The following is a 20,305-nucleotide window of genomic DNA, read 5'->3' as shown; positions in this document are numbered from 1 at the left end:
GCTCACCAGTAGTATTTGAGGGATCTGGCCCACACCGAGTTGCCATAGCGCTGCTTGAGGGTGTTGAACCAGGCCTGCCGGGTGCGTTTGGGGATCTCCTGGCTGTCGCAGCTGTTGTAGCCGGAGGGGGCATAGCACTGGATGGCGCGATAGAGGGCATAGCTCTTGTCTTCGGGCTCCGCCTTGGGGTTGGCCATCACGGCCTGATAGAGGGCGAGGCGACTCGGGAACGTGGGATGCTCGTCTTGCGCCAGCCCCCAGATCATCTCGCGATCCTGCCACAGGTCGATATGGGGATCCCGGCTGCGCAGGTACTCCCCGAAGCAGTTGAGGGCATGACCATCGTCGGGGCGCTGCACCAGGGTGCCAAGGGTCTGGGCCAGATCCCGGCAGTGGTAGCCCTGGGGCGTCCCCTCTCCGCGCCACTGGAACGCCGAGAGGCGCACATCCCCGTTGGGCACGGGCTCCCAGGGCGCGTCGGTGGGAGGGGTCGCCTCCTTGTAATCGGCGGGGATGAGGGCCACATCCTGCAAGAAGGTGGCCGGGTCGCTGGCGATGAGATCCCGTACCAGCAGGGTATGGAGCGCAATCTGCCGCTCCGCCGCGCTCGGGCCCTGACTGGCTTGCTGGCGCAACAGGGCGGGTTCGGCCTCCTGCTTGAGCACGGCCGCGCGGATGCGCAGCTGGGTGATGGGGCTGCCCGGCTGGAAGATGGCGGCCGTGTTGCCGGTACGCACCCAGTGATCCGCCAGCACGTTCTCCACGAACGCCTGCTGGGCCTGACCCAGGGGGGAGGCCACTAGTGCCATCAGGGCCTGCTCGGCCTTGTCAAAGGCCTTCATACCCTGCCAGGCCCAGATGCGCAGCATCTGGTGGCTGAATGCCAGGGTGGCGTCCTCCTGCCCCGGAGAGGGCAGGGCCAGCACCTGCTCGAACTGCTTGTCCAAAAAGAGGGCGTAGGCCTTGAGATAGGCCGCCTGCGCCTGGTGACCGGTTTTTTGCAGGTGCGCGATGGCGTCGTCCAACTGGGCATCTTGCCAGTCCCGCGGCCGCTCATAGGTCGGTCTGAGACCCCGCAGGGCATTGACGAACAGCAGCGCCGGCTGGGCCGAGTCCTGATAGGCCGCCTGATGGCGATAGGCATCGCCACTGAGCAGGGTGAGATCGATCTCGTTGACCAGGGCCTCCAGCGCCGGCAAGGGCTGGCGGGTTGCCATGGCCTCGTCATAGGCATCCCGCAGGGCGCCGAGATCACCGGCCATCCACTGGATGCGTCTGAACAGTCCTCTGGTCGAGCTGGCGTAGCGCCCTTGCGGGTAGGCCGCCAGATAGGCCTGACCCTGGGCCATGGCGCGGCGAAGGGCTTCCTTGTCACTCCTGATCACGTCCTGATCGCCGTATTCGTCCTTCGCCTCCTTCATCGCGAGGTTGATCTCCGTGCGCATCACCATGTAGGTCGCGCTCTCGGCCACCCAGGGGGCCTTGGCCTGCTGCAAGGCGGCAAAGCCTGCGCGGGCCTCCTCGAAGCGGCTCTCGTAGAAGTGCCGGGCGGCCTGCAGATACCCCTGCCACTCCAGGGCAGCACCGCTCATTTCGGTCGCGGGGGCCGGGCTCTCCTGCTGCCCCAGGATCAGCAGACGGCTTCGCAGCAGCGACGTGCGCTCCGGGGCGGGCACCTCGCTCTGCTCGAGGGCGTCCAGAAACGCGCTGACCGAGGAGAGGGAGTTGGAGATGGCGTGGCCGTAGAGGGAGTCGTGGCCCGCGTAGTGCTCGAGCAGCGGGGGGAGGGACGGGTCGTAGGCGGCCAGCCGGCTGCCGAGCTGCTCGCGCAGCGCCGGGTCCTCCACCTCCTCCGGCTGGGGGAGGCGGGTGAGGTAGAACAGCGGCTGGCTGCGTTCGTTCAGCGGATCCGCCGGCAGGGTGAAGGGGAGGGGGTGATGCTGGGCATCCCCCAGCAGCATCAGCAGGTTGCCCCGGGTGTCGTTCTCGTTGAGATAGAGCGGATAGGTGGGGAGAGGGCAGTCGGTGAGCCAGAAGCCGCACCCGTCACCGTCACCGGAGGCGAGGGCGGGCAGTGCAACCAGCGTCATCGCCAGCACCGAGCAGTGGGTCAGAGATGTCATGGGATCGCTATCCGTTTGTGGGCCCGCGCCGTGCGTGACGCCCGGGCCGGAAAAGGGGGTTTGCAGTGGCGGGCAATAGTACGAAAGAGGGTCACAAACGACAACCCATTCTGACCTGGTCGGCGCTCTCCCTGTCAGGACGCCTGCGCCATCTCCCTGTCCCGAGCACGTGCTCTTTGCTGCTTCGCGGGTGTCAGCATCTGCCATCGCCATACAAAAAGGGCGAATGTGGATGCTTATATCGGGGGCTCTTCGGTGCGATAGAGCGCCTTGCCGCAGGCGAGGCAGGTGTGGCGAAAGCGATGATCAGGCCAGCCGGTCTGGGGGTGGCCCAGCACCTTGTCGGAGCCGCAGGCGCAGCAGCGCGCCCCCAGTTCATGGTCGATGGCGCATTCGGGATGCTGGTGCAGGTAGTCGGCGCGGGTGGGAAGGCGCAGCCAGTCGGGCTGGGCATGGCGCTGGTTCCAGAAATAGCACCCATAGAAGGTGCCTGCGGCGACGGGCAGGGCAAACCACCAGAAGAGATCCATGTCATGACTCCGACGAGAGGAGATGAGGGCGGCAACAACCCGCTCAGCAGGCGTGGTGCGGCTTCATTTTATCGGGGCGGGAGTGGGGCGGGATATGCCCGGATGGGTAACAAGCGAACCTGCTGATGGTCGGGTTGGCAAGCCGCAGGGCCGGGGTTGGGGATTATCTATCCATTTAAAAGATGGGTTGTGTCATAACCCATCGCATTTTTGGATGGACAAGGGGGCCTTTCCGGTCGCAAAGCCCGGAGAGCGGGGCGTTTTTGTGAAAAAAAATGTGCATACATTCGTCATGCCGATCTCAAGGGCGTCATTGAGCGAATTATAAATATCAAGATATTGATATCAATGGTAAAAATAGTATTTTTATCAGGCGTTTTCAGGGTGAGTGATGGGGTTTCATAAGGAGCTTCAACCCATTTTCTAGATTGGTTTTTGCATAATCAATCGTTTATTTTGTTGGACAATTGGGGAAAACCTGGTGTCCAATCGGGTGAGCAGGTTGGCCAAACAGTGCCGTCAGCCAGTGTGTAACCCGAGATGTAAGGAGACATCCTGATGGAAAAACTTGACCAAAAAATCGACACCATGCGCCAGGAATTCGAGTCCCAGGGGCAAAGACAGGCCCAGGACAGATGGCAGGCCAGGGTCGATGAACTGCAACGGGAGCGCAGCGAAGCGCCCCAGCCGGAAGCGGCAGAACACTAGCCCCTGGCGGCCTTGTGGCCACCGAGTGAGCGCATAATGAAAAACCACCGCCCTGTTCGGGGCGGTGGTTTTTTTGCGCAGTGGCTAGAGGCGATAGAGGTTCTGGGCCGCATCGAACAGCTCCGTGCGCTCGCCGGTGCCGCCGTTGAAGACGGTGTGGAAGAAGCGCAGCACCTTCTCGTTGGCGAGGGCATCCCCTTCGAAGTAGGCGTGAGAGTCCCCCACATGGGGCTGATTGGTCACGTCCACGTAGGTGGCCGTTCTGGCATCCAGTCGCCGGGTGTAGTGGCCGAGCCTCGCCTTTTGCTGCTCCCCCATCTTCATGCGCGATGCCATCAGGGCACCATCGCGCTCATTGATGGTGATGTAGAGGCGGTTGCGACACTGGATGCGATCGACCCACTGGGCGTGAAGCTCGTTGTTGGTGTCGGCCGCGGCCATGATGATGTTGTCGAACAGCAGCTGGTTGGCGTGGTAGGTGGTGCTGCCCAGCAGGTGCTTGAACAGGTAGTTGCCCATGCTGTGCAGCAGCAGGTTGATGGTGAAGGGGCAGCGCTTGTTTACCTCCTTGGCGAAGTAGCGATCCCAGGCCTCGCCGTTGTCGGCGAACTTCTTCTGGGCCTTCTCTTCCAGTTGCGTCACATACTGGCCGTTGAACTCGTCGAGCAGCCCCTTCATCTTCTCCAGCACCCGGTCAAGGGCACCGGCCGAGGCCAGGGCATCGCGCTTGTCGCTCTTGTAGCTCAGCACGCCCCGGGCGCCGCCGCCATTGGCGGGCCAGCTGAAGTAGAGCACCTCGACGCCGTAACGGGCCTCGAGCCCCGCGGCTCGCTCCAGCACATCGTCAAGATCGTTGTTGAAGCCGTGTACGAACAGCAGCAGGTGTTTGCCAGTCTTGAGCTTCTGCTTGGCCGTGCTGCCGGTCCCGGCGCAGCGCTCCAGCAGCTTGCGCGCCACATAGGCGCTGGCCGGGTGGGGGAGGTCGGGGTCAAGGCCGACGCTGGCGGCCATCTCGGCGGTGATCTGATCCGGCAGCAGGTCCAGCTGCCACTGTTTGCCCTGACGCCGGGCCTCGGCGAGGCGCAGTTCGTTGGGGCCCTCTGCGGGTTTTTCGCCAAAGATCTCGCTGGGGGTCTTGCTCTGCTCGTTGACCATCCGGTTGGTGACGATAAAGATGGTGTTCTCCTTGTTGTCGTGCTCTCTTCATGATCGGCCACGCCCCGGGCGCCCCGATCACTGGCAAAGAGCCTAGTCCGGATCCGGCTGCCTGTCCCCCGGCGCGCCTTGCCTCGCCAAAGGGGTTACGACGATGTAAAGGCGAACGGGATTTGGGGGAATGACGCCTTCGGGGCGGCGAGGGCAGGAAGACGCTGTCATCACTAGAGGAAGAGGCCCGGATGGACGGGGCCTGCGCCTCGTCAGGACCAGAGGGCAGCGAGGGAGTAGGGGATCCTCAGGCGCACTGTGATCCACTCCCCGACTATGGTCTGACATGCACGCCCGCTATTTGATTATGCAAATGGATGGGCTTAAGATGGCCGCGCGCAACGATCAGATTGATAACAAACGGAAGTTAGGAGATGCCGATGGAAAGCAAAGTAGTTATCCCGACCCAGGGCCAGAAAATCACAGTCGATGCCAGCGGCAAGCTGCAGGTTCCCCACAATCCCATCATTCCGTTTATCGAAGGGGATGGTATCGGTGTGGACGTGACCCCGGCCATGTTGAATGTGGTGAATGCTGCGGTCGAGAAAGCCTACAAAGGCGAGCGCAAGATCGCCTGGATGGAGATCTATACCGGCGAGAAATCGACTCATGTCTATGGCGAAGGTGCCTGGCTGCCGGCCGAAACCCTGGATTTCATTCGTGAATACTGCGTGGCCATCAAGGGCCCGCTGACCACCCCGGTCGGCGGTGGTATTCGCTCCCTCAACGTGGCCCTGCGCCAGGAGCTGGACCTCTACGTCTGCCTGCGCCCGGTCCGTTACTACGAAGGGACCCCGAGCCCGGTCAAGCACCCCGAGCTGACCGACATGGTGATCTTCCGCGAGAACGCCGAAGACATCTACGCCGGCATCGAGTGGAAGGCAGACAGCGATGAAGCCAAGAAGGTGATCGCTTTCCTGCAAAACGAGATGGGCGTGAAGAAAATTCGCTTCCCCGAGTCCTGCGGCATCGGCATCAAGCCCATGTCCAAGGCCGGTACCGAGCGTCTGGTCCGTGCCGCCATCGAGTACGCCATCGACAACGATCGCGACTCCGTGACCTTGGTGCACAAGGGCAACATCATGAAGTTCACCGAGGGTGCCTTCAAGGATTGGGGCTATGCCCTGGCCCAGAAAGAGTACGATGCCCAGCTCATCGACGGCGGCCCCTGGTGCTCCTTCAAGAACCCGAAAACCGGCAAGACCATCGTGGTCAAGGACGTCATCGCCGATGCCTTCCTGCAACAGATCCTGCTGCGTCCGGCCGAGTATGACGTCATTGCCTGTATGAACCTCAACGGCGACTACATCTCCGACGCGCTGGCGGCCCAGGTCGGCGGCATCGGCATCGCACCGGGTGCCAACATCGGCGACGGCGTTGCCCTGTTCGAAGCCACCCACGGCACCGCGCCGAAATACGCTGGCCAGGACAAGGTCAACCCGGGTTCCCTCATCCTCTCTGCCGAGATGATGCTGCGCCACCTGGGCTGGACCGAGGCGGCTGACCTCATCGTCAAGGGGATGGAAGCGGCCATCGCCAACAAGACCGTCACCTATGACTTCGAGCGTCTGATGGAAGGGGCCACCCTGCGTTCCTGCTCCCAGTTCGCCCAGGACATGATCGACCAGATGTGATCCGGGTCGTTGAAATGCAAAACCGGCGCCATGAGCGCCGGTTTTTTTATGGAAGAGAGCAGGTCGTCAGGTGGTTTTTTCCACGTGCTGCTCGTAGATCTGCTGCCATTTGCTGGTCTCGGCCTCATCTCCACGGGCCTGCCAGAATTCGCAGATGGAGTTGGCGAGCTCGGATGCCATGGCGTGGTCTCCGTCACGGCGGCTCATCAGATATTGTCCCAACCAGCTTTGATATTGTTTCATCGCCCGATCTCCTTATCTAAGATGCCCAGAGGGGAGTGCTCCAGGCGTCAAGGTCGCGCAGGAGCGATTCGAACTGGGCACATGTTGTGCTGCGCCCGACAGGTGTTGGTCGCCGGATCCGGTGGTTATCTCACCGGAAAAAGGGGACAACGGGGCGCAGATGTCAAAAAACGGTCTCTATCGTATCACAAAATAACCAGTCAGTGGGGCTGGATGACAAATCAGGCTGTCCAGCAGTCTGGCCGTCTGTGTCATGGTGGCGAGGGCTGAGGTGCCATCTTGCTGATCTCGCAGCAGAAAAACCCGCCAGGTCGGCGGGTCACGGGGGCGAAAAAAAGATCAGATCCGGGCGCAGGCCAGGTATTTTTCCATCTCCTCGGCGGGCACCATGCCGCCGCCGGTGGCCCACACCAGGTGGGTGGCCCCGGCCATCCTGGCAGCATCCAGTCCCTGCCCACTCTGCCACTCAAGGTTGGTGGCCACTCGCCAGGGGCCTGCCATGCCCGCCAGTGCCGAGGGCTCGAGCCGGATCTCTTCATCCCGGGCCAGGAGCCCCAGCAGGTCGTACATCTCCTGATCCCTCAGGGTGTAGAAGCCCGCAAGCAGGCGTTCCATGGCGCGGCCGACAAAACCGGAGGCGCGTCCCACCGCCAGGCCGTCGGCGGCGGTGAGGTTGTCGATGCCAAGGTCTTGCACCGCAATGGCATCGTGCAACCCGGTGTGGACCCCGAGCAGCATGCAGGGGGAGTGGGTAGGTTCGGCGAAGAAGCAGTGCACGTTGTCCCCGAACGCCAGCTTGAGGCCAAAAGCCACTCCGCCCGGGCCACCGCCGACGCCGCAAGGCAGGTAGACGAAGAGCGGATGGTCGGCGTCCACCCTGATGCCCATCTCGTCGAACTGCTTTTTCACCCGCTCGCCCGCCACCGCATAGCCGAGGAACAGGGTGCGGGAGTGCTCGTCATCGATGAAGAAGCAGTTGGGATCGCGCTCGGCTTCCTTGCGTCCCTGCTCCACCGCCACCCCGTAATCCTCGGCGTATTCCACCACGATGGCGCCATGTTGGCGCAACTTGCGCTTCTTCCACTCCCGCGCATCAGCCGACATGTGGACGGTGACGCGAAAGCCGAGGCGGGCGCTCATGATGCCGATGGAGAGGCCGAGGTTGCCGGTCGACCCCACCGCGATGCTGTACTGGCCGAAGAAGTGGCGGAACTCGTCCGAGAACAACGTGCGATAGTCATCCGTCTCGCGCAGCAGCCCAGCCTGGATGGCCAGGTGTTCGGCATGGGCCAGCACCTCGTGGATGCCGCCGCGCGCCTTGATGGAGCCGGAGATGGGCAGATGGCTGTCTTGTTTGAGCAGCAACCTGCCGGTGAGTTCGACACCGTAGCGCCCATTGAGGGTCCCCTGCAGGGTCGGGATGGCGGCGATCCCGGACTCGATGATGCCGTGGCTGGCGCGGGTTTCGGGGAAGGCCTCGCACAGGTAGGGGGCGAAGCGGGCGAGCCGGGCGGAGGCGGCGGCCACATCGTGCCGGGTGAGCCCCACATGGGGCAATCCTTCCGCTAGGGAGGTGGCCCCCGGATTGAACCAGGTCACAGGGGTGAGGGCGATCAGCGGTTCGAGCAGGGGGAAGCGGGCGATGAGCCCGGCAATGTCGGTGTGTGTCATGAAAGCCTCTCGGGGTGGTGACGGAATCATCCCATTGAACGGCGCCAGCGTTGCCGTGACAAATGATAAAACGCGTCGCTTGGATGAGCCCAGTTGATGCAAATGGTCATCTACCCTGCTGTGTCTTCGCATACGGGTGAGTTGGGTCTTCCTGGTGAATGCAAACCTCGCCCTTCTGGTATCATCTGCCAGATAAAAGAGAGGGAGGCCCAACCATGCAACGCGATGAGCACCCAGGGGTGAGGAGCAAGCTGCTCAGCAGCCATCAGCTCGCCAGGCTCCACACCTTCGAGGCAGCGGCCCGCCACGGCTCCTTTGCGCTCGCCGCCGACGAGCTTTCCTTGAGCCCAAGCGCGGTGAGCCACCGCATCTCGGCCCTGGAAGAGGCGCTCGGTTTTTTGCTGTTCCAGCGCTTTCACCGCAAGGTGGCCTTGACCACGGAGGGGCAGCGCATCTTCTGGGCGCTCACCTCCTCCCTGGAGTTCATCAATCAGGAGGTGCTGGAGATCAGGGAGCAGGCGCTGTCGGGCTCCCTGACGCTGCACTCGCGCCCCTCCATCGCCCAGTGCTGGCTGGTGCCAAGGCTCGCCGATTTTTCCCGCCTGCATCCTCACATCGAGCTCAACCTGCTGACGGGCAACGAGCATATAAACCTGCACGGCTACGGCATCGATCTGACCCTCAACTTCGACGCCAGAACCCCGACGGGCCTGGCCATTCACCCCCTGATGGATGAATTCATGGTGCCGGTGTGCAGCCCTCAATACGCCAGCGACCACGGTCTGATGGGGGAGGTGGGGAATCTGCAGCAGTGCCGCCTGCTCCATGACAGGCAGGCCTGGGGCCTGGACACCGACAGCGACGAGTGGCGCACCTGGGGGAGCCACTGGCATCTCTCCCTGGAGGCCTGCTCGTCACACATGGGATTTGATCGGGCGGATCTGGCGATCCTTGCCGCCACCCACCACGCCGGTGTCGCCATGGGGCGCAGGCAGCTGGCAAGCCAGGCGCTGGCGAGCGGAGCGCTGGTGATGCCCTTCCCGGATATGGCGGTGCGCTGCGAGCCGCGTTATTACCTGGCGACCCTCCCTCATCGCCAGTGTCCCAAGATCCAGGCATTCATCCGCTGGATACAGGATCAGGCGCAAGGGGCATCCTGAAACGGGACCTGGTTTATTGTCCGCGAAGGTCATGGCCATGAGCGCACTATTTGTACAATAAGTGCCGGCACTGCTGCTAAATGACCTGGCGCAGAGCGACGCGGGTAAGAGATAACAGCGTGTGCAACGGATGAGGTGAGCCTGAGATTAACCGGGGAAAATAGAAAATAAAGTCCGTGAGGGTATTCCCAATAAGTATCAGGCAGGGAATTAACCACGGTGAATAATGTCCATATGGTGTCAGAGCGCTGCCGGATGGTATAAAAACATTATGTTGTTATCCAATGGGCATGCTATTCTCAAATCGTGTTATCCCTGTGACATACAAAAATAATTCTGTGAGGAAGTAATGAACGAGTTTCTGAAGGTTCTGCTGAACATTCGCAGCTTGCGCGCTGCCATTCGTGAACTGCCGTTTGAGCAACTGCAAGAAGCGAAAGAAAAGTTTGACCTGGTATATAACGAGCGTGCCGAGTCCGTTGAACAGGAACGTGCCGAACAGGAAGAGCGTCAGCGCAAACTGAATGAATTCACCGAAATGCTGCAACAGGCTGGTATCGATCCCCGTGAGCTGATCGGCAGCGTGGCGGCTCCGGCTGCGGCGGGCACCACCAAGAGCAAGCGTGCTCCCCGTCCTGCGAAGTACAAGTACCAGGAAGACGGTCAGGAGAAGACCTGGACCGGTCAGGGTCGTATGCCCAAGGCCATCGCCGAGCAAGTTGCGCTGGGCAAGGATCTGAACGATTTCCTGATCTGATCGCCGGATCCGGATCTCGATAATGCCGCCTGCAGGGCGGCATTATTATTTTCAGGGTTCAGAGGATGTCGCAGTAAAACCCAATTGCGCAGGTTACTCCGGTTAATTGGAGAGCCTCGTCTGGAATAGCCATAACCATCATGTGCCCAATAAAGTTGGCGCATCATCTTCCACGCCACCTCGCCACTTATACGCATTGAGGACTCATACAGCCCGTGTTTCTTCGTCCCTTGTGAGAAACGATCATGGATACCTGCTGTGACAGAATGAAATAGCGGCGGTGGATCCTCATCTGTATGCCTGAGCGGCCCGTCTCTTTTTCATGCTGATGCATGACGCCCACCGCCTATTAATTTATCCCCTCTATTTATGGTCTGTTTGACACCGCTCTTCTGCGATATATCCGCACGATGCCGGACAATGTGCGGATGAGGCAGACACGGATTGGTGGCAAACAAATAAACCGAATGCTAGATGACGGGTTGTCCGAGTTCAGACTGAACGGCGTGTGTGTATTTTCTCCGGGTGCGGCGACGGGCCTGGACCGCCTCTGCCAGCATGGCAAGCAGGTGTTCACTCTCTTCCCAGCAGAGGCAGGCATCGGTCACTGACAGACCGTATTGCAGTTCACCCAGAGGAGCCGGTTTCTGGTTTCCTCCCAGCAAGAAGCTCTCGACCATGACGGCGGCGACGGCTTGGCTCCCTTCGCTCAGCTGGCGACAGAGCTCTTTGGCGACCTTCAGCTGGTTCGTGTGCAGCTTCTGGCTGTTGCCATGGCTGCAATCCACCATCAGGCGAGGGGGGAGTCCCTGGCGGGTGAGGCGGTCTGCTGCCTCCGCCACATCGCTCTGGTGGTAGTTGGGCAGGGTGCCGCCACGCAGAATGATATGGCCGTCGGGATTGCCTTCGCTCTTGATCACTACCATGCCGCCCTGGCTGCCGGGGGCGGTGAAGAGATGGGAGGCGGTACTGGCCTGGATGGCATCGATGGCGACCCGGATATTGCCGTCCGTGCCGTTCTTGAATCCCACGGGGCAGGGCAGTGCGGAGGCCAATTGCCGGTGGACCTGAGACTCCGTGGTGCGTGCCCCGATGGCGCCCCAGCTGACGAGATCGGCGAGATAGAGAAAGCTGGTGGTGTCGAGGAATTCTGTGGCGGTGGCGAGCCCCAGTCCATTGATGTCGAGCAGCACCTGGCGTGCCAGATGCAATCCCCGATTGATGTCGTTGCTGCCGTCCAGGTGCGGATCGAAGACCAGCCCCTTCCAGCCCACCGTGGTGCGCGGCTTTTCAAAATAGGCGCGCATGACTATCTGAAGGCTGTCTTCATAGGCGGTGGCGAATCGTGCCAGCCGTCCGGCATAGTCCAGGGCCGCGACGGGATCATGGATGGAGCAGGGGCCAATCACGACCAGCAGGCGATCGTCTTCACCTGCCAGGATCCGGCGTGCCTGATGGCGCTGGCTGTCGATATGCCGGGCCATGTCGGCCGGACAGGGGTGCTGCGCCAGCAGCTCGGCAGGGGTGGGGAGCGCCTCTATGGCGAAGGCGCGCATGACCGAATTCAAAACTGCCATCTGGAGTTACCTTGCTGTGCATGTGTGCGATGGGGAACCCGTATGCGGCATCCTGTTGGGAGCAGACAGATTCACGGCTCATCGCAGTTGTTGAGAATGATTGTCATTATCTTGGTGTTTGTCTCAAATGCAAGTGCAATGAAATCGCCAGGCGAAGATGGGGGGAGAGAGAACGATGGCGGGGGAACCGCAGCAAAAGCAGGCCGCTTCCCCGAGGGAAGAAGCCCGCCAGTCACAAGATAAAGAGGGGATCAGCTGTCCATCACGGCGTGCCTGTCCTGATGGTAGGCGTCTTCATCCTTGCCGCTGCGCCAGTAGGGGACTGCGTAGACCCGCTGGCGCTCGGCATCCAGGGCGCGTCTGACGTGGCGGCGCAGCGGCACGACCAGGCTCTCTTCCCCGCCAAACCAGAAATAGCTCCCCTCGGCGACCATGGGCTGGGCGGTGAAATGCGCCACCAGAGTCGCGGCCTGCTCCGGATTGCCCACGAACCAGCGCAGGTCGACGCCGGCCGGCAGCGACAGATCCTGCACGTCGTCCTGATGGGGGACCAGCAGGGCGATATGGCCGAGGGCATGGGCCGGCATCATCTCCACCATGGCGCTGATGGCGGGCAGGGCGGTGAGATCCCCCGCCATGTAATAGTGCTCGGCCGTTTGCAGCATGGGGTCGGGACCGCCCGGGCCTGAGATGGCGAGCCTGTCACCCGGTTTGGCGTGCAGGGCGAAACGACTGGCGGGGCCGGCCTCGCCGTGCAGGGCGAAGTCGATGTCGAGCTCCAGCGCCTCCCGGCGAAACGCGCGTATGGTGAAGGTGCGAATGACGGGTTTCTGGGCGGGATCGAGCCAGCGAGGCCCCTTGTCGGTGGGGGTGGGCAACACTATCTCGCGCTGACCCGGTCGGGGCAGCATGATCTTGACATGAGCACCGCCACAGCTGAAGGGGTAGTCCACAAGCTCGGGGCTGGTCAGGCAGATTCGGCGCAGGTGCGGGCTCACATCCTGAACATGCTTGACGGTGAGCAGGCGGGGGCGATTGGCCGGGGCGGGTTGAGACATGGGCATACTCCTGGCTGATGATGGCGCCCATTCTTGATGAAATGAAAACTATTATCAATTGGTTTGTGGGCAGAATGGGTCGCGATTGACCTCCTCGGGATGTCCATCGCGATCCCACACTCTCTGCCTGGGTCAGGTTCGATCGCTTCCCCCCAGCGCCCGATAGATGCCTGCCATGTTGTTGAGCTGGGCCTGCTGCTGTGCCAGCAGAGCGAGCTCGGCATCCCACAGGCGGTTCTGCTCATCCAGCCAGGGTTGCACCCCGGTGGCTCCGGCCAGGAAACGGGCGCCAGCGAGCCTCTCGGCCTCCCGGGCATAGGCCCTCTGCTGCTCCAGATAGCGCAGCCGCTGTTCCCCTTGCTGACGGGCGGCCAGGCCATCCTCCACTTCCAGCAGCGCGGTATAGAGCTGCTTGCGAAATTCGGTTTCGGCAATCTGGTAGTCGATGTCGGCGCTGGCGATGGAGAGCCGGGTCTTGTTGTACTCGAGGAAAGGGAGCGCCAGCGTGGCGCCCAGGGTGCCGACTGGATTTTGCAGCACCTGGGTCAGGGTATCCGAGGTGGTGCTGGCACCGCCGGTCAGGCTCAGGGTGGGATAAAAGCCGGTGCGGATCTCGTCTCCCCTCGCAAGGGTCTTGCGCAGCCTGAGTTCGGCGGCGCGCACATCGGGCCGCCGGGCCAGCACATCGGCGGGGATGCCAGCCGCCACGGACGGGATCGGGCCCATGATCAGGGCGTCGGGAGCGTCAGCGAGCGGCCCGCTGCTGCGGCCCAGCAGCAGGCGAAGAGCATTGCCCGCCTGTGCCCGCTGCTGGGTGAGGGTGGCGAGCTCCGCCTGCTTGCCTGCCTTCTGCTGGCTGGCCTGTACCAGATCGAGTCGGGTCACGGCGCCCGCCTCGTATTTGGCGCGGGTCAGGCGTTCAATGCGCTCCAGATTGCCCAGTTGCTGGGTGCCCAGGGTCATGGCCGAGCCGAGGTAGGCCAGTTGCCAGTATTGCTCCAGGGTCTTGCCGATGAGCAGCAACCGGGTGGCGGCCAGATCCTGTTCGCTGGCTTGTGCTTCCCAGCTCGCCTGATCCCTTGTCGCGGCCAGTCTGCCCCAGAGATCCACTTCGTAGCTGAGGTTGAGAGAGGGGCCCAGGTTGCTGCTGGCGCTGCCATCTTTCATGTTCTTGGTGCCGCTGGCCCCGAGATTGGCGCTGACCGAGGGGGTGAGGTTGGTGTCAGCCAGATCGGCGCCGAGCAGGGCGTTCTTGAGCTTGAGCCCGGCCACCCGCATGTCCGGGTTGGCGGCCAGCACCGCCTCGACCAGGCGATCGAGCGCGGGATCCTGGAATCCCTGCCACCAGGGGCCAGCCTGCTGCGCGGTGAGACCCCGGCTCTCCTGCTGCCATGCTGGCGCCACGTCGAGATCGGGTCTGTGATAGGTGCTCTGCTGGCTGCAGGCACCGAGGCTGGCGGTGAGCATCAGGCTTAGCCCGAGCCTTGATAGGTTGTGCATCGTCATTCCCTCGCCAGTGCCTCCACCGGATCGAGCCTGGCCGCATTGCGGGCGGGCAGGTAACCAAACAGGATCCCGATGAGGGAGGAGCACCCGAAGGCCATCAGGATGGAGAAGAGCGAGAAGCGCATCTGGAAGCTTTCCACGAGCAGGGAGAAGAGAGCGCCGATGAGCAGGGCGAGGCCGATACCGAGCAGCCCCCCCAGCAGGCTGACCATCACCGCCTCGATGAGGAACTGTTGCAGTATGTCGGACTGGCGGGCGCCGACGGCGATGCGGATCCCTATCTCCCGGGTGCGCTCCACCACCGAGACCAGCATGATGTTCATCACTCCGACGCCGCCGACGATGAGGGAGATCACCGCGATGGCGGAGACCAGCAGTGTCAGGGTGGCGGTGGTCTTCTCCACCGATTTGACGATGCTGTCGCTGCTGAAGGTGAAGAAGTCCTTTACGCCGTGTCGCTGGGTCAGCAGGGCGACTGCCGCCTGCTCGGCCAGGGCGGGCTGGACGCCGTCCTTGACCCGGATGGTGATCTGGGTGAAGTGCTGCTGGGAGAGGAGACGGCTCATGACGGCGCTGTAGGGGAGCCAGACATTGACCGACTGGCTGCTGCGGCCAAAGCCGGTCTCCTGGGTGACCACCCCCACGATGCGCACCGGCAGGGTGCCGACCAGCACCACCTGGCCGACCGGGTCCACCTGGCCGAGCAGGCTCTCTATGGTCTTGCCATCCACCACGGCGACTGCCGTCCGGTTGCGAATGTCCCGCTCATCGAGCAGGCGCCCCTGGGTGAGCGTCATCCCCTTGACCCGGAAAAAGTCGTTGCCGACCCCGATCACGCTGCCGCTGCTGGTCTTGTTGCGATAGCGAAGCTGGCCCGACGTCGCTATCTGGGGGCTGGCACCCTCCAGATAGGGCTGGCCGAGCAGCGCGTCGAGATCCCGCTCGTTCAGGGTCTGGATGCTGGCGGCCTTCTCGTCTCCCCAGTCCTTGCCGGGGAAGATGTCGATGGTGTTGGTGCCCATGGCGTTGATGTCGTCGATCACCTTGGCGCGCGCCCCCTGACCCAGCGCCACCACGCTGACCACGGCGGCGATGCCGATGATGATGCCGAGCATGGTGAGGAAGGTGCGCATGCGATGGGCCAGCATGGCGTGCAGGGCCATGCGCCCCGCCTCCCGGTAGCGATCCCAGCCCCGGCTTGCGGTGCGGACGGCGGCGCTTGTGCCCTGTGCATCTTGCCCGACAGGGGGAGGGGCCAGCTGGCTGCCATCACCTGGCAGCGGGTGGGCCGGCGCCCCGGATGGGGAGGCTGCGTTGTCATCGGTCGCCCGATGGCCGCTGTCCTCCACTACCCGCCCGTCACGCAGGGTGATGATGCGATCCGCATGGCTTGCCACCGCCATGTCGTGGGTCACCAGAATGATGGTGTGGCCCTGGGCGTGCAGCTCCTTGAGGATGGTCATCACCTCCTTGCCGCTCTGGCTGTCGAGAGCGCCGGTGGGTTCGTCCGCTAGGATCACCTCGCCGCCGTTGGCGAGCGCCCGGGCAATACTGACCCGCTGCTGCTGACCGCCGGAGAGCTGGCCGGGTCTGTGGTGGCTGCGATCCTGCAGTCCCAGGCGGGTCAGCAAGGTGCGGGCACGGGCCTGGCGATCAAGGCGGGCGGTGCCGGCATAGATGGCGGGGATCTCCACGTTGGCGGCCGCATCCAGATGGGGCAGCAGGTGATAGCGCTGGAAGATGAAGCCGAAGTGGTGGCAGCGCAGCCGTGCCAGGGAGAGGGCATCCAGGGTCGCGGTGTCCTGGCCGCGAAACAGATACTGGCCCCTGCTCGGGCGATCGAGGCAGCCCAGCAGGTTCATCAGGGTCGATTTGCCGGAGCCGGAGGCGCCGACGATGGCCACCATCTCCCCGGCATCGATGGCGAGATCCAGCGGGTGCAGCACGGTCACTTCGTGCTCTCCGCTCTGGTAGCGCCGCTCGATGCCCTTGAGACGGATCAGGGGCTCGCTCACGGGTCCATCTCCCCTTCATCGTGCAGGGCCGGCTTGCCCTGCTCCAGGATCACCTTCTCATGCTCGGTCAGGCCGCTCACCACCTCAATCTTGATGTCATCCTTCATGCCGGTCTTGATGCGGCGGGTCTCTCTCTGGTCCCCTGCCTTGAGCAGGCTGACCTCGTACTCGTTGTCGCCAGTCTTCTTGCCGAGGGCGGTCTGGGGAATGGCCAGTACCTGCTTGCGCTCGCCGAGTACGATGGTGACCTGGGTCGTCATGGCGACCCTCAACTGATGGCCGGGGTTGGGCACATCGAACAGGGCATAGTAGTAGATGGCCGCATTGCTGGTGGCCGTGGTGCTGGCCGTCTGCTCATTGATGTTGGTGGGGGCCAGCTCGACCGTGCGCAGGGTACCGTGGTAGCGAGTATCCGGATCCCCTATCAGGGTGAAATAGACCGGCATGCCCGCTTTGACACGGGTGACGTCCGCTTCGGAGATCTGGGCCTTGACCGTCATGGTGTCGAGATTGGCGAGCTTGAGCAGGGTCGGTACCGTCTGGCTGGCGGCCAGGGTCTGCCCCTGCCGGGTGACGATGGAGACGACGGTACCATCCATGGGGGCCTGAATGCGGTTGTAGCCGAGCTCCGTCTTGGCGCGCTCCACCTTGATGATGGCGTTGTCGATGTCGGCCTGGGCGCTTTGCAGCTCGGCCCGGGTGACGGCAAGCTGGGCTTCGGCGCTCTCCAGATCCGCACGAGAGCTCGCTTCCTGCCGAAACATCTGCTGCTGGCGGAGCCAGGCAAGCTCGTTCTGTTTGAGCTGTGCCTGCTTGATCTTGAGCTGGGCGCGGCGGCTGGCCAGCTCCGCCTCGGCGGTCTTGAGGTTGTTCTGGGCGATCAGGGGATCGATCTCCGCCAGCAGCTCTCCTTGTTTGACCTGTTGACCCGCTTCCACCGCGAGATAGGTGACCTGACCCGAGACCTGAGCCCCCACATCCACCTGCTCGATGGCCTGCAGTACGCCACTGGCGAGCACCGTCTGCTCCACATCCTGGCGGGTTACCGTTGCGGTCAGTACCGGGTCCGGTGTGTTGCCTGGCCAGGCCAGCCAGGTGACGAGAGGGATCAGCACAAGGGCGAGCAGGGCGAGCTTGCCGGGTTTTCGAAGAGCTTTCATTTATCACCTGAACGAAACGAGCGAAGGCGTGCAAGGGCCATATCGTGCAGCAAATGGCCCTCAAAAAGAAGCGAGCAATGTGTAAGAAATCGTGTGGTTCTGGCGGTGACGCAGTGGAGGAGGTCAAGCTGGGGGAGGGTGACGGCGGGGCGTCAGAAACAAGAAGACCCGCTCAGGGAGCGGGTCTTGTGGTGTCAACCGACGGCTTTGAGCAAGGCGGCGTGAGGCTCGTGGCAGATCTGGATATCGAGGGGCAGTTTGTAGAGGAGCAGGCGGGCTAGCGAGCCCTCCATCCAGTGATGACGGCTGCCGACCAGCAAGAGATCGGCGGGGTGGGCGGCCAGCCAGCGCTGGAGATCCGGCACCACGTCATCCACCACCAGGCACTGGTAATCCACCGGATGAGACAGCTGGGTGATGAGTTCACTGATGATCGCCTTGGCATCCAGGGTGCCCTGGGGGCTGCGCTCCTCTTGTGACAGGGACAGACTATTGCGACGGGTCTTGCTGCTGTGGGTCAGGTGCAACAAGGTCAGGTTGGCGCCCAGCCCTTGTGCCAGACGGCTCGCCTTGGCCAGTGTCTCCTGCTCGTAATCCTTGCCTTCCAGCAACAGCACAATATTGGTCGGGCTCATAAGCAGTTCTCCTTGGCAGGTGCGGGTCAGACGGCGGAAGCGCGCTCCCATCCTCCCTTCCCGCGAAATGTCAGCTCAAACGAACCCGGTGTGTTTGCATCAAGCGTCACCTTCTGTCGATGGCAACTGAAGGTACCGAGTCCGTTTACATCATCATAACAGACTGAGTTGAATGGAAAATGAAGGAGTGGGTCCGTTCGATATATGAATGAGTGCAACGAAGATGAGTGGCGTTCTGACCATGGCGATGGAAACCCGACTGGGTGATGACCAGGCTGACAGGCTCAGACTGAGCATCAAGACACGTGCCGCGGATTAGCCCGGGCTCCCCCTCTTTCTTGTGGCTCACGGCATGGGCCAACCAGGCCGGTGCCATCGGCAAGAGGCTTCAACTGGCCAGCGCGATGATGGCACGGTCAATCTGAAAAGGCCGACATGGACGGGAGGGCATCCCGTCCGCCCCGTGGTCAGCTTGCGAGCAACTCACGGGCGTTGGCCAGGGTGTTGTCGGTGATCTGATCGCCCCCCAGCAGGCGGGCCAGTTCGTTGAGCCGGGCACCCGGGGTGAGCGCCTGCATCTGGGTTTCCGTTGTCTTGCCGTCGGTGTGTTTGCTCACCACCATGTGCTGGTGACCCTTGCCTGCCACCTGGGGCAGGTGGGTGACCACCATCACCTGGGTGGATTCGCCGAGCTGGCGCAACAGGCGGCCCACCACGGCGGCGGTCGGGCCGCTGATCCCCACATCCACTTCGTCGAAGATAAGGGTCGGGGTGGAGATCTTGCGTGCACTGATCACCACGATGGCGAGGCTGATACGCGACAGCTCGCCACCGGAAGCCACCTTGCCAAGGGGTTGGATGGGCTGACCCGGGTTGGTGGTGACCATGAACTCCACCCGATCGATGCCAAGGGGCGAGAGGCTGCTCTGGGCATCGGGTCGCACCTCGATGGCGAAGCGGCCATCTGGCATCGCCAGTTCGTGCATGCTGGCGCTTACCTTGGCGCCCAGCTCCTCGGCATAGCGCTGGCGGCTCTGGCTCAGGGCCTCGGCGGCCTGCACGAAGGCCTGGCGGGCCGAGGCCAGCTCGTCCTCCATCCCCTCGAGACGCTCCTCGTCGGAGTTGAGGCGGGCCAGATCGGCGGCCAGCTCCTGATGGTGCAGGGCCAGCTCCGCCGGTTTGACATGGTGCTTGCGTGCCAGGTTGATGGCCTTGGAGAGGCGGCTTTCCAGCTCGTTGAAGCGCTCTGGATCCAGTTCCAGCCGGTCGAGATAGCTGCGCAGCTCGCTGTGGCTCTCCTGTACGCCGATCAGCGCTTCGTTGAGCATGCCGAGTACGTTGCCAAGCCGGCTGTCCATGCCGACCAGGGTCTCGGCCCTGTCCACCGCCGTCTGCAGCAGACCGGCGATGGTGGTCTCTTCATTGTCATAGAGCAGATCGAGGCAATACCCGCACTCCTGCATCAGCTCGGTGCCATTGGCGAGCCGCTGATGCTCCTCTTCAATCTCTTCAAACTCTCCCGGCTGAAGGGCAAATTCGTCCAGCTCCTGCACCTGGTATTCGATGAGTTGACGGCGGGCTTCCCGCTGCTGCTGCTCGGCCTTGAGCCGGTTGAGCTCGTTTTGCAACTGGCGCCACTGTTGGTAGTGGCGGCGCACATCGTCGAGGAGCAGATGATGACCGGCGTAGCCGTCCAGCAGGGCGAGCTGGTAATCGGGTTTGAGCAGCATCTGGTGAGCGTGCTGACCGTGGACGTTGACCAGCAGTTGACCCAGGTTCCTGAGCTGGGCGAGGGGGACGGGAACCCCGTTGATATAGCTGCGAGAGCGCCCCTCGGCGGACAGTACCCGCCGGACGATGCACTCACCGTCATTTTCAAGCTCGTTGGTGGCGAGCCAGGCCCGGGCGGCAGGATTACCCTCCAGCAGGAAGCGGGCACTCACCTCGGTCTTGTCGCTGCCCGGGCGCACCATGCTGGCTTCGGCGCGCTCCCCCAGGCACAGCCCCAGAGCATCGATGGCGATGGATTTGCCCGCCCCGGTCTCCCCGGTGATGCAGGTCATCCCCGGTTGCAGATCGAGCTCGAGAAACTTGACGATGGCGAAGTTGTTGACGGTCAGCTGGGTCAGCATGGTCTCATCCTGTATGGGTCAACATTACTGTCTATGCATCCAGTATATACTGGTTTTATATACAGTAAAGTGGGCAGGGAGGATTTTTGCGAAACAGGGGGAGGGCAAGGATGTCAAGGCCGCGGCATGGGTGTGACGCCGATCAGATGGCCTGCAAAATCAACCTGCGTACCTGGCATGGGCTGAGGCG

General features: G+C 62.6%; 16 protein-coding genes. 4 read left to right on the top strand and 12 right to left on the bottom strand.

The window, feature by feature from the left end; genetic code table 11:
- Positions 1-2 precede the first annotated feature (2 nt).
- Positions 3-2,123 carry a hypothetical protein gene (locus tag C2U37_RS00220; protein ID WP_102948713.1) on the bottom strand — a complete coding sequence of 707 codons (2,121 nt, stop codon included), beginning with the start codon at positions 2,121-2,123 and terminating at the stop codon, positions 3-5.
- 236 nt (positions 2,124-2,359) lie between these two features.
- On the bottom strand, positions 2,360-2,653 hold the full coding sequence (locus C2U37_RS00215) for a hypothetical protein (protein WP_102948712.1): 294 nt from the start codon (positions 2,651-2,653) through the stop codon (positions 2,360-2,362).
- A 558-nt stretch (positions 2,654-3,211) separates the two neighbouring features.
- Here C2U37_RS00215 and C2U37_RS24815 point away from each other — a divergent pair.
- Positions 3,212-3,361: a hypothetical protein gene (locus C2U37_RS24815; protein ID WP_193758859.1), complete on the top strand. Its 150-nt coding sequence runs from the start codon at positions 3,212-3,214 to the stop codon at positions 3,359-3,361.
- 84 nt (positions 3,362-3,445) lie between these two features.
- On the opposite strand, the gene C2U37_RS00210 is transcribed toward C2U37_RS24815, so the two are convergent.
- Positions 3,446-4,516, bottom strand: coding sequence for an alpha/beta hydrolase (locus tag C2U37_RS00210; protein ID WP_223929799.1), 1,071 nt, complete (start codon positions 4,514-4,516; stop codon positions 3,446-3,448).
- Positions 4,517-4,947: 431 nt separating this feature from the next.
- Here C2U37_RS00210 and icd point away from each other — a divergent pair, with 431 nt between their 5' ends.
- Positions 4,948-6,201 (top strand): NADP-dependent isocitrate dehydrogenase, encoded by a 1,254-nt coding sequence (gene icd, locus C2U37_RS00205; RefSeq protein WP_010673630.1) that lies wholly within the window; start codon positions 4,948-4,950, stop codon positions 6,199-6,201.
- 66 nt (positions 6,202-6,267) lie between these two features.
- On the opposite strand, the gene C2U37_RS00200 is transcribed toward icd, so the two are convergent.
- On the bottom strand, positions 6,268-6,444 hold the full coding sequence (locus C2U37_RS00200; RefSeq protein WP_080944224.1) for a hypothetical protein: 177 nt from the start codon (positions 6,442-6,444) through the stop codon (positions 6,268-6,270).
- A gap of 339 nt (positions 6,445-6,783) precedes the next feature.
- A complete protein-coding gene (gene dsdA, locus C2U37_RS00195) occupies positions 6,784-8,115 on the bottom strand; it encodes a D-serine ammonia-lyase (RefSeq protein WP_104451704.1) in 1,332 nt (443 codons plus the stop codon).
- Between the two features lie 215 nt (positions 8,116-8,330).
- Here dsdA and dsdC point away from each other — a divergent pair, with 215 nt between their 5' ends.
- Together dsdC and C2U37_RS00185 are read left to right on the top strand one after the other, a co-directional pair.
- Complete coding sequence (dsdC, locus tag C2U37_RS00190) at positions 8,331-9,275, top strand: DNA-binding transcriptional regulator DsdC (RefSeq protein ID WP_043154694.1); 945 nt, start codon at positions 8,331-8,333, stop codon at positions 9,273-9,275.
- A 349-nt stretch (positions 9,276-9,624) separates the two neighbouring features.
- Complete coding sequence (locus C2U37_RS00185; RefSeq protein ID WP_010673634.1) at positions 9,625-10,032, top strand: H-NS family histone-like protein; 408 nt, start codon at positions 9,625-9,627, stop codon at positions 10,030-10,032.
- A gap of 470 nt (positions 10,033-10,502) precedes the next feature.
- Here C2U37_RS00185 and C2U37_RS00180 read toward each other — a convergent pair whose 3' ends face one another.
- From C2U37_RS00180 to recN, 7 genes are all read right to left on the bottom strand, one after another.
- Positions 10,503-11,609, bottom strand: a complete 1,107-nt coding sequence (locus C2U37_RS00180) for a 3-deoxy-7-phosphoheptulonate synthase (protein ID WP_069651643.1) — start codon at positions 11,607-11,609, stop codon at positions 10,503-10,505.
- Between the two features lie 251 nt (positions 11,610-11,860).
- On the bottom strand, positions 11,861-12,667 hold the full coding sequence (locus tag C2U37_RS00175; RefSeq protein ID WP_102948708.1) for a siderophore-interacting protein: 807 nt from the start codon (positions 12,665-12,667) through the stop codon (positions 11,861-11,863).
- 132 nt (positions 12,668-12,799) lie between these two features.
- Positions 12,800-14,173 (bottom strand): efflux transporter outer membrane subunit, encoded by a 1,374-nt coding sequence (locus C2U37_RS00170; RefSeq protein WP_102948707.1) that lies wholly within the window; start codon positions 14,171-14,173, stop codon positions 12,800-12,802.
- Positions 14,170-16,188: a MacB family efflux pump subunit gene (locus C2U37_RS00165; RefSeq protein WP_102948706.1), complete on the bottom strand. Its 2,019-nt coding sequence runs from the start codon at positions 16,186-16,188 to the stop codon at positions 14,170-14,172. Before C2U37_RS00165 ends, C2U37_RS00170 begins: the two co-directional genes overlap by 4 nt.
- Positions 16,185-17,348, bottom strand: coding sequence for an efflux RND transporter periplasmic adaptor subunit (locus C2U37_RS00160; protein ID WP_102948705.1), 1,164 nt, complete (start codon positions 17,346-17,348; stop codon positions 16,185-16,187). Before C2U37_RS00160 ends, C2U37_RS00165 begins: the two co-directional genes overlap by 4 nt.
- A 194-nt stretch (positions 17,349-17,542) precedes the next feature.
- Positions 17,543-17,983 (bottom strand): universal stress protein, encoded by a 441-nt coding sequence (locus tag C2U37_RS00155; protein WP_039039240.1) that lies wholly within the window; start codon positions 17,981-17,983, stop codon positions 17,543-17,545.
- A 467-nt stretch (positions 17,984-18,450) separates the two neighbouring features.
- Complete coding sequence (gene recN / locus C2U37_RS00150; protein ID WP_042014248.1) at positions 18,451-20,115, bottom strand: DNA repair protein RecN; 1,665 nt, start codon at positions 20,113-20,115, stop codon at positions 18,451-18,453.
- Between the last annotated feature and the right edge of the window lie 190 nt (positions 20,116-20,305).

The organism is Aeromonas sp. ASNIH1 (assembly GCF_002934285.1).
Classification (GTDB): Bacteria; Pseudomonadota; Gammaproteobacteria; order Enterobacterales; family Aeromonadaceae; genus Aeromonas; species Aeromonas caviae.
Note: the sequence above shows the minus strand (reverse complement) of the source record. Positions and strands in the feature narration are given on the sequence as shown.

Bases quoted from the DNA above. Each gene is read 5' to 3' on its own strand.
- C2U37_RS00160 (WP_102948705.1), bottom strand. From the start codon at position 17,348: ATGAAAGCTCTTCGAAAACCCGGCAAGCTCGCCCTGCTCGCCCTTGTG.
- C2U37_RS00175 (WP_102948708.1), bottom strand. From the start codon at position 12,667: ATGTCTCAACCCGCCCCGGCCAATCGCCCCCGCCTGCTCACCGTCAAG.
- dsdA (WP_104451704.1), bottom strand. From the start codon at position 8,115: ATGACACACACCGACATTGCCGGGCTCATCGCCCGCTTCCCCCTGCTC.
- C2U37_RS00180 (WP_069651643.1), bottom strand. From the start codon at position 11,609: ATGGCAGTTTTGAATTCGGTCATGCGCGCCTTCGCCATAGAGGCGCTC.
- C2U37_RS24815 (WP_193758859.1), top strand. From the start codon at position 3,212: ATGGAAAAACTTGACCAAAAAATCGACACCATGCGCCAGGAATTCGAG.
- C2U37_RS00215 (WP_102948712.1), bottom strand. From the start codon at position 2,653: ATGGATCTCTTCTGGTGGTTTGCCCTGCCCGTCGCCGCAGGCACCTTC.
- C2U37_RS00170 (WP_102948707.1), bottom strand. From the start codon at position 14,173: ATGACGATGCACAACCTATCAAGGCTCGGGCTAAGCCTGATGCTCACC.
- C2U37_RS00220 (WP_102948713.1), bottom strand. From the start codon at position 2,123: ATGACATCTCTGACCCACTGCTCGGTGCTGGCGATGACGCTGGTTGCA.
- C2U37_RS00185 (WP_010673634.1), top strand. From the start codon at position 9,625: ATGAACGAGTTTCTGAAGGTTCTGCTGAACATTCGCAGCTTGCGCGCT.
- C2U37_RS00200 (WP_080944224.1), bottom strand. From the start codon at position 6,444: ATGAAACAATATCAAAGCTGGTTGGGACAATATCTGATGAGCCGCCGT.
- icd (WP_010673630.1), top strand. From the start codon at position 4,948: ATGGAAAGCAAAGTAGTTATCCCGACCCAGGGCCAGAAAATCACAGTC.
- dsdC (WP_043154694.1), top strand. From the start codon at position 8,331: ATGCAACGCGATGAGCACCCAGGGGTGAGGAGCAAGCTGCTCAGCAGC.
- C2U37_RS00210 (WP_223929799.1), bottom strand. From the start codon at position 4,516: ATGGTCAACGAGCAGAGCAAGACCCCCAGCGAGATCTTTGGCGAAAAA.
- recN (WP_042014248.1), bottom strand. From the start codon at position 20,115: ATGCTGACCCAGCTGACCGTCAACAACTTCGCCATCGTCAAGTTTCTC.
- C2U37_RS00155 (WP_039039240.1), bottom strand. From the start codon at position 17,983: ATGAGCCCGACCAATATTGTGCTGTTGCTGGAAGGCAAGGATTACGAG.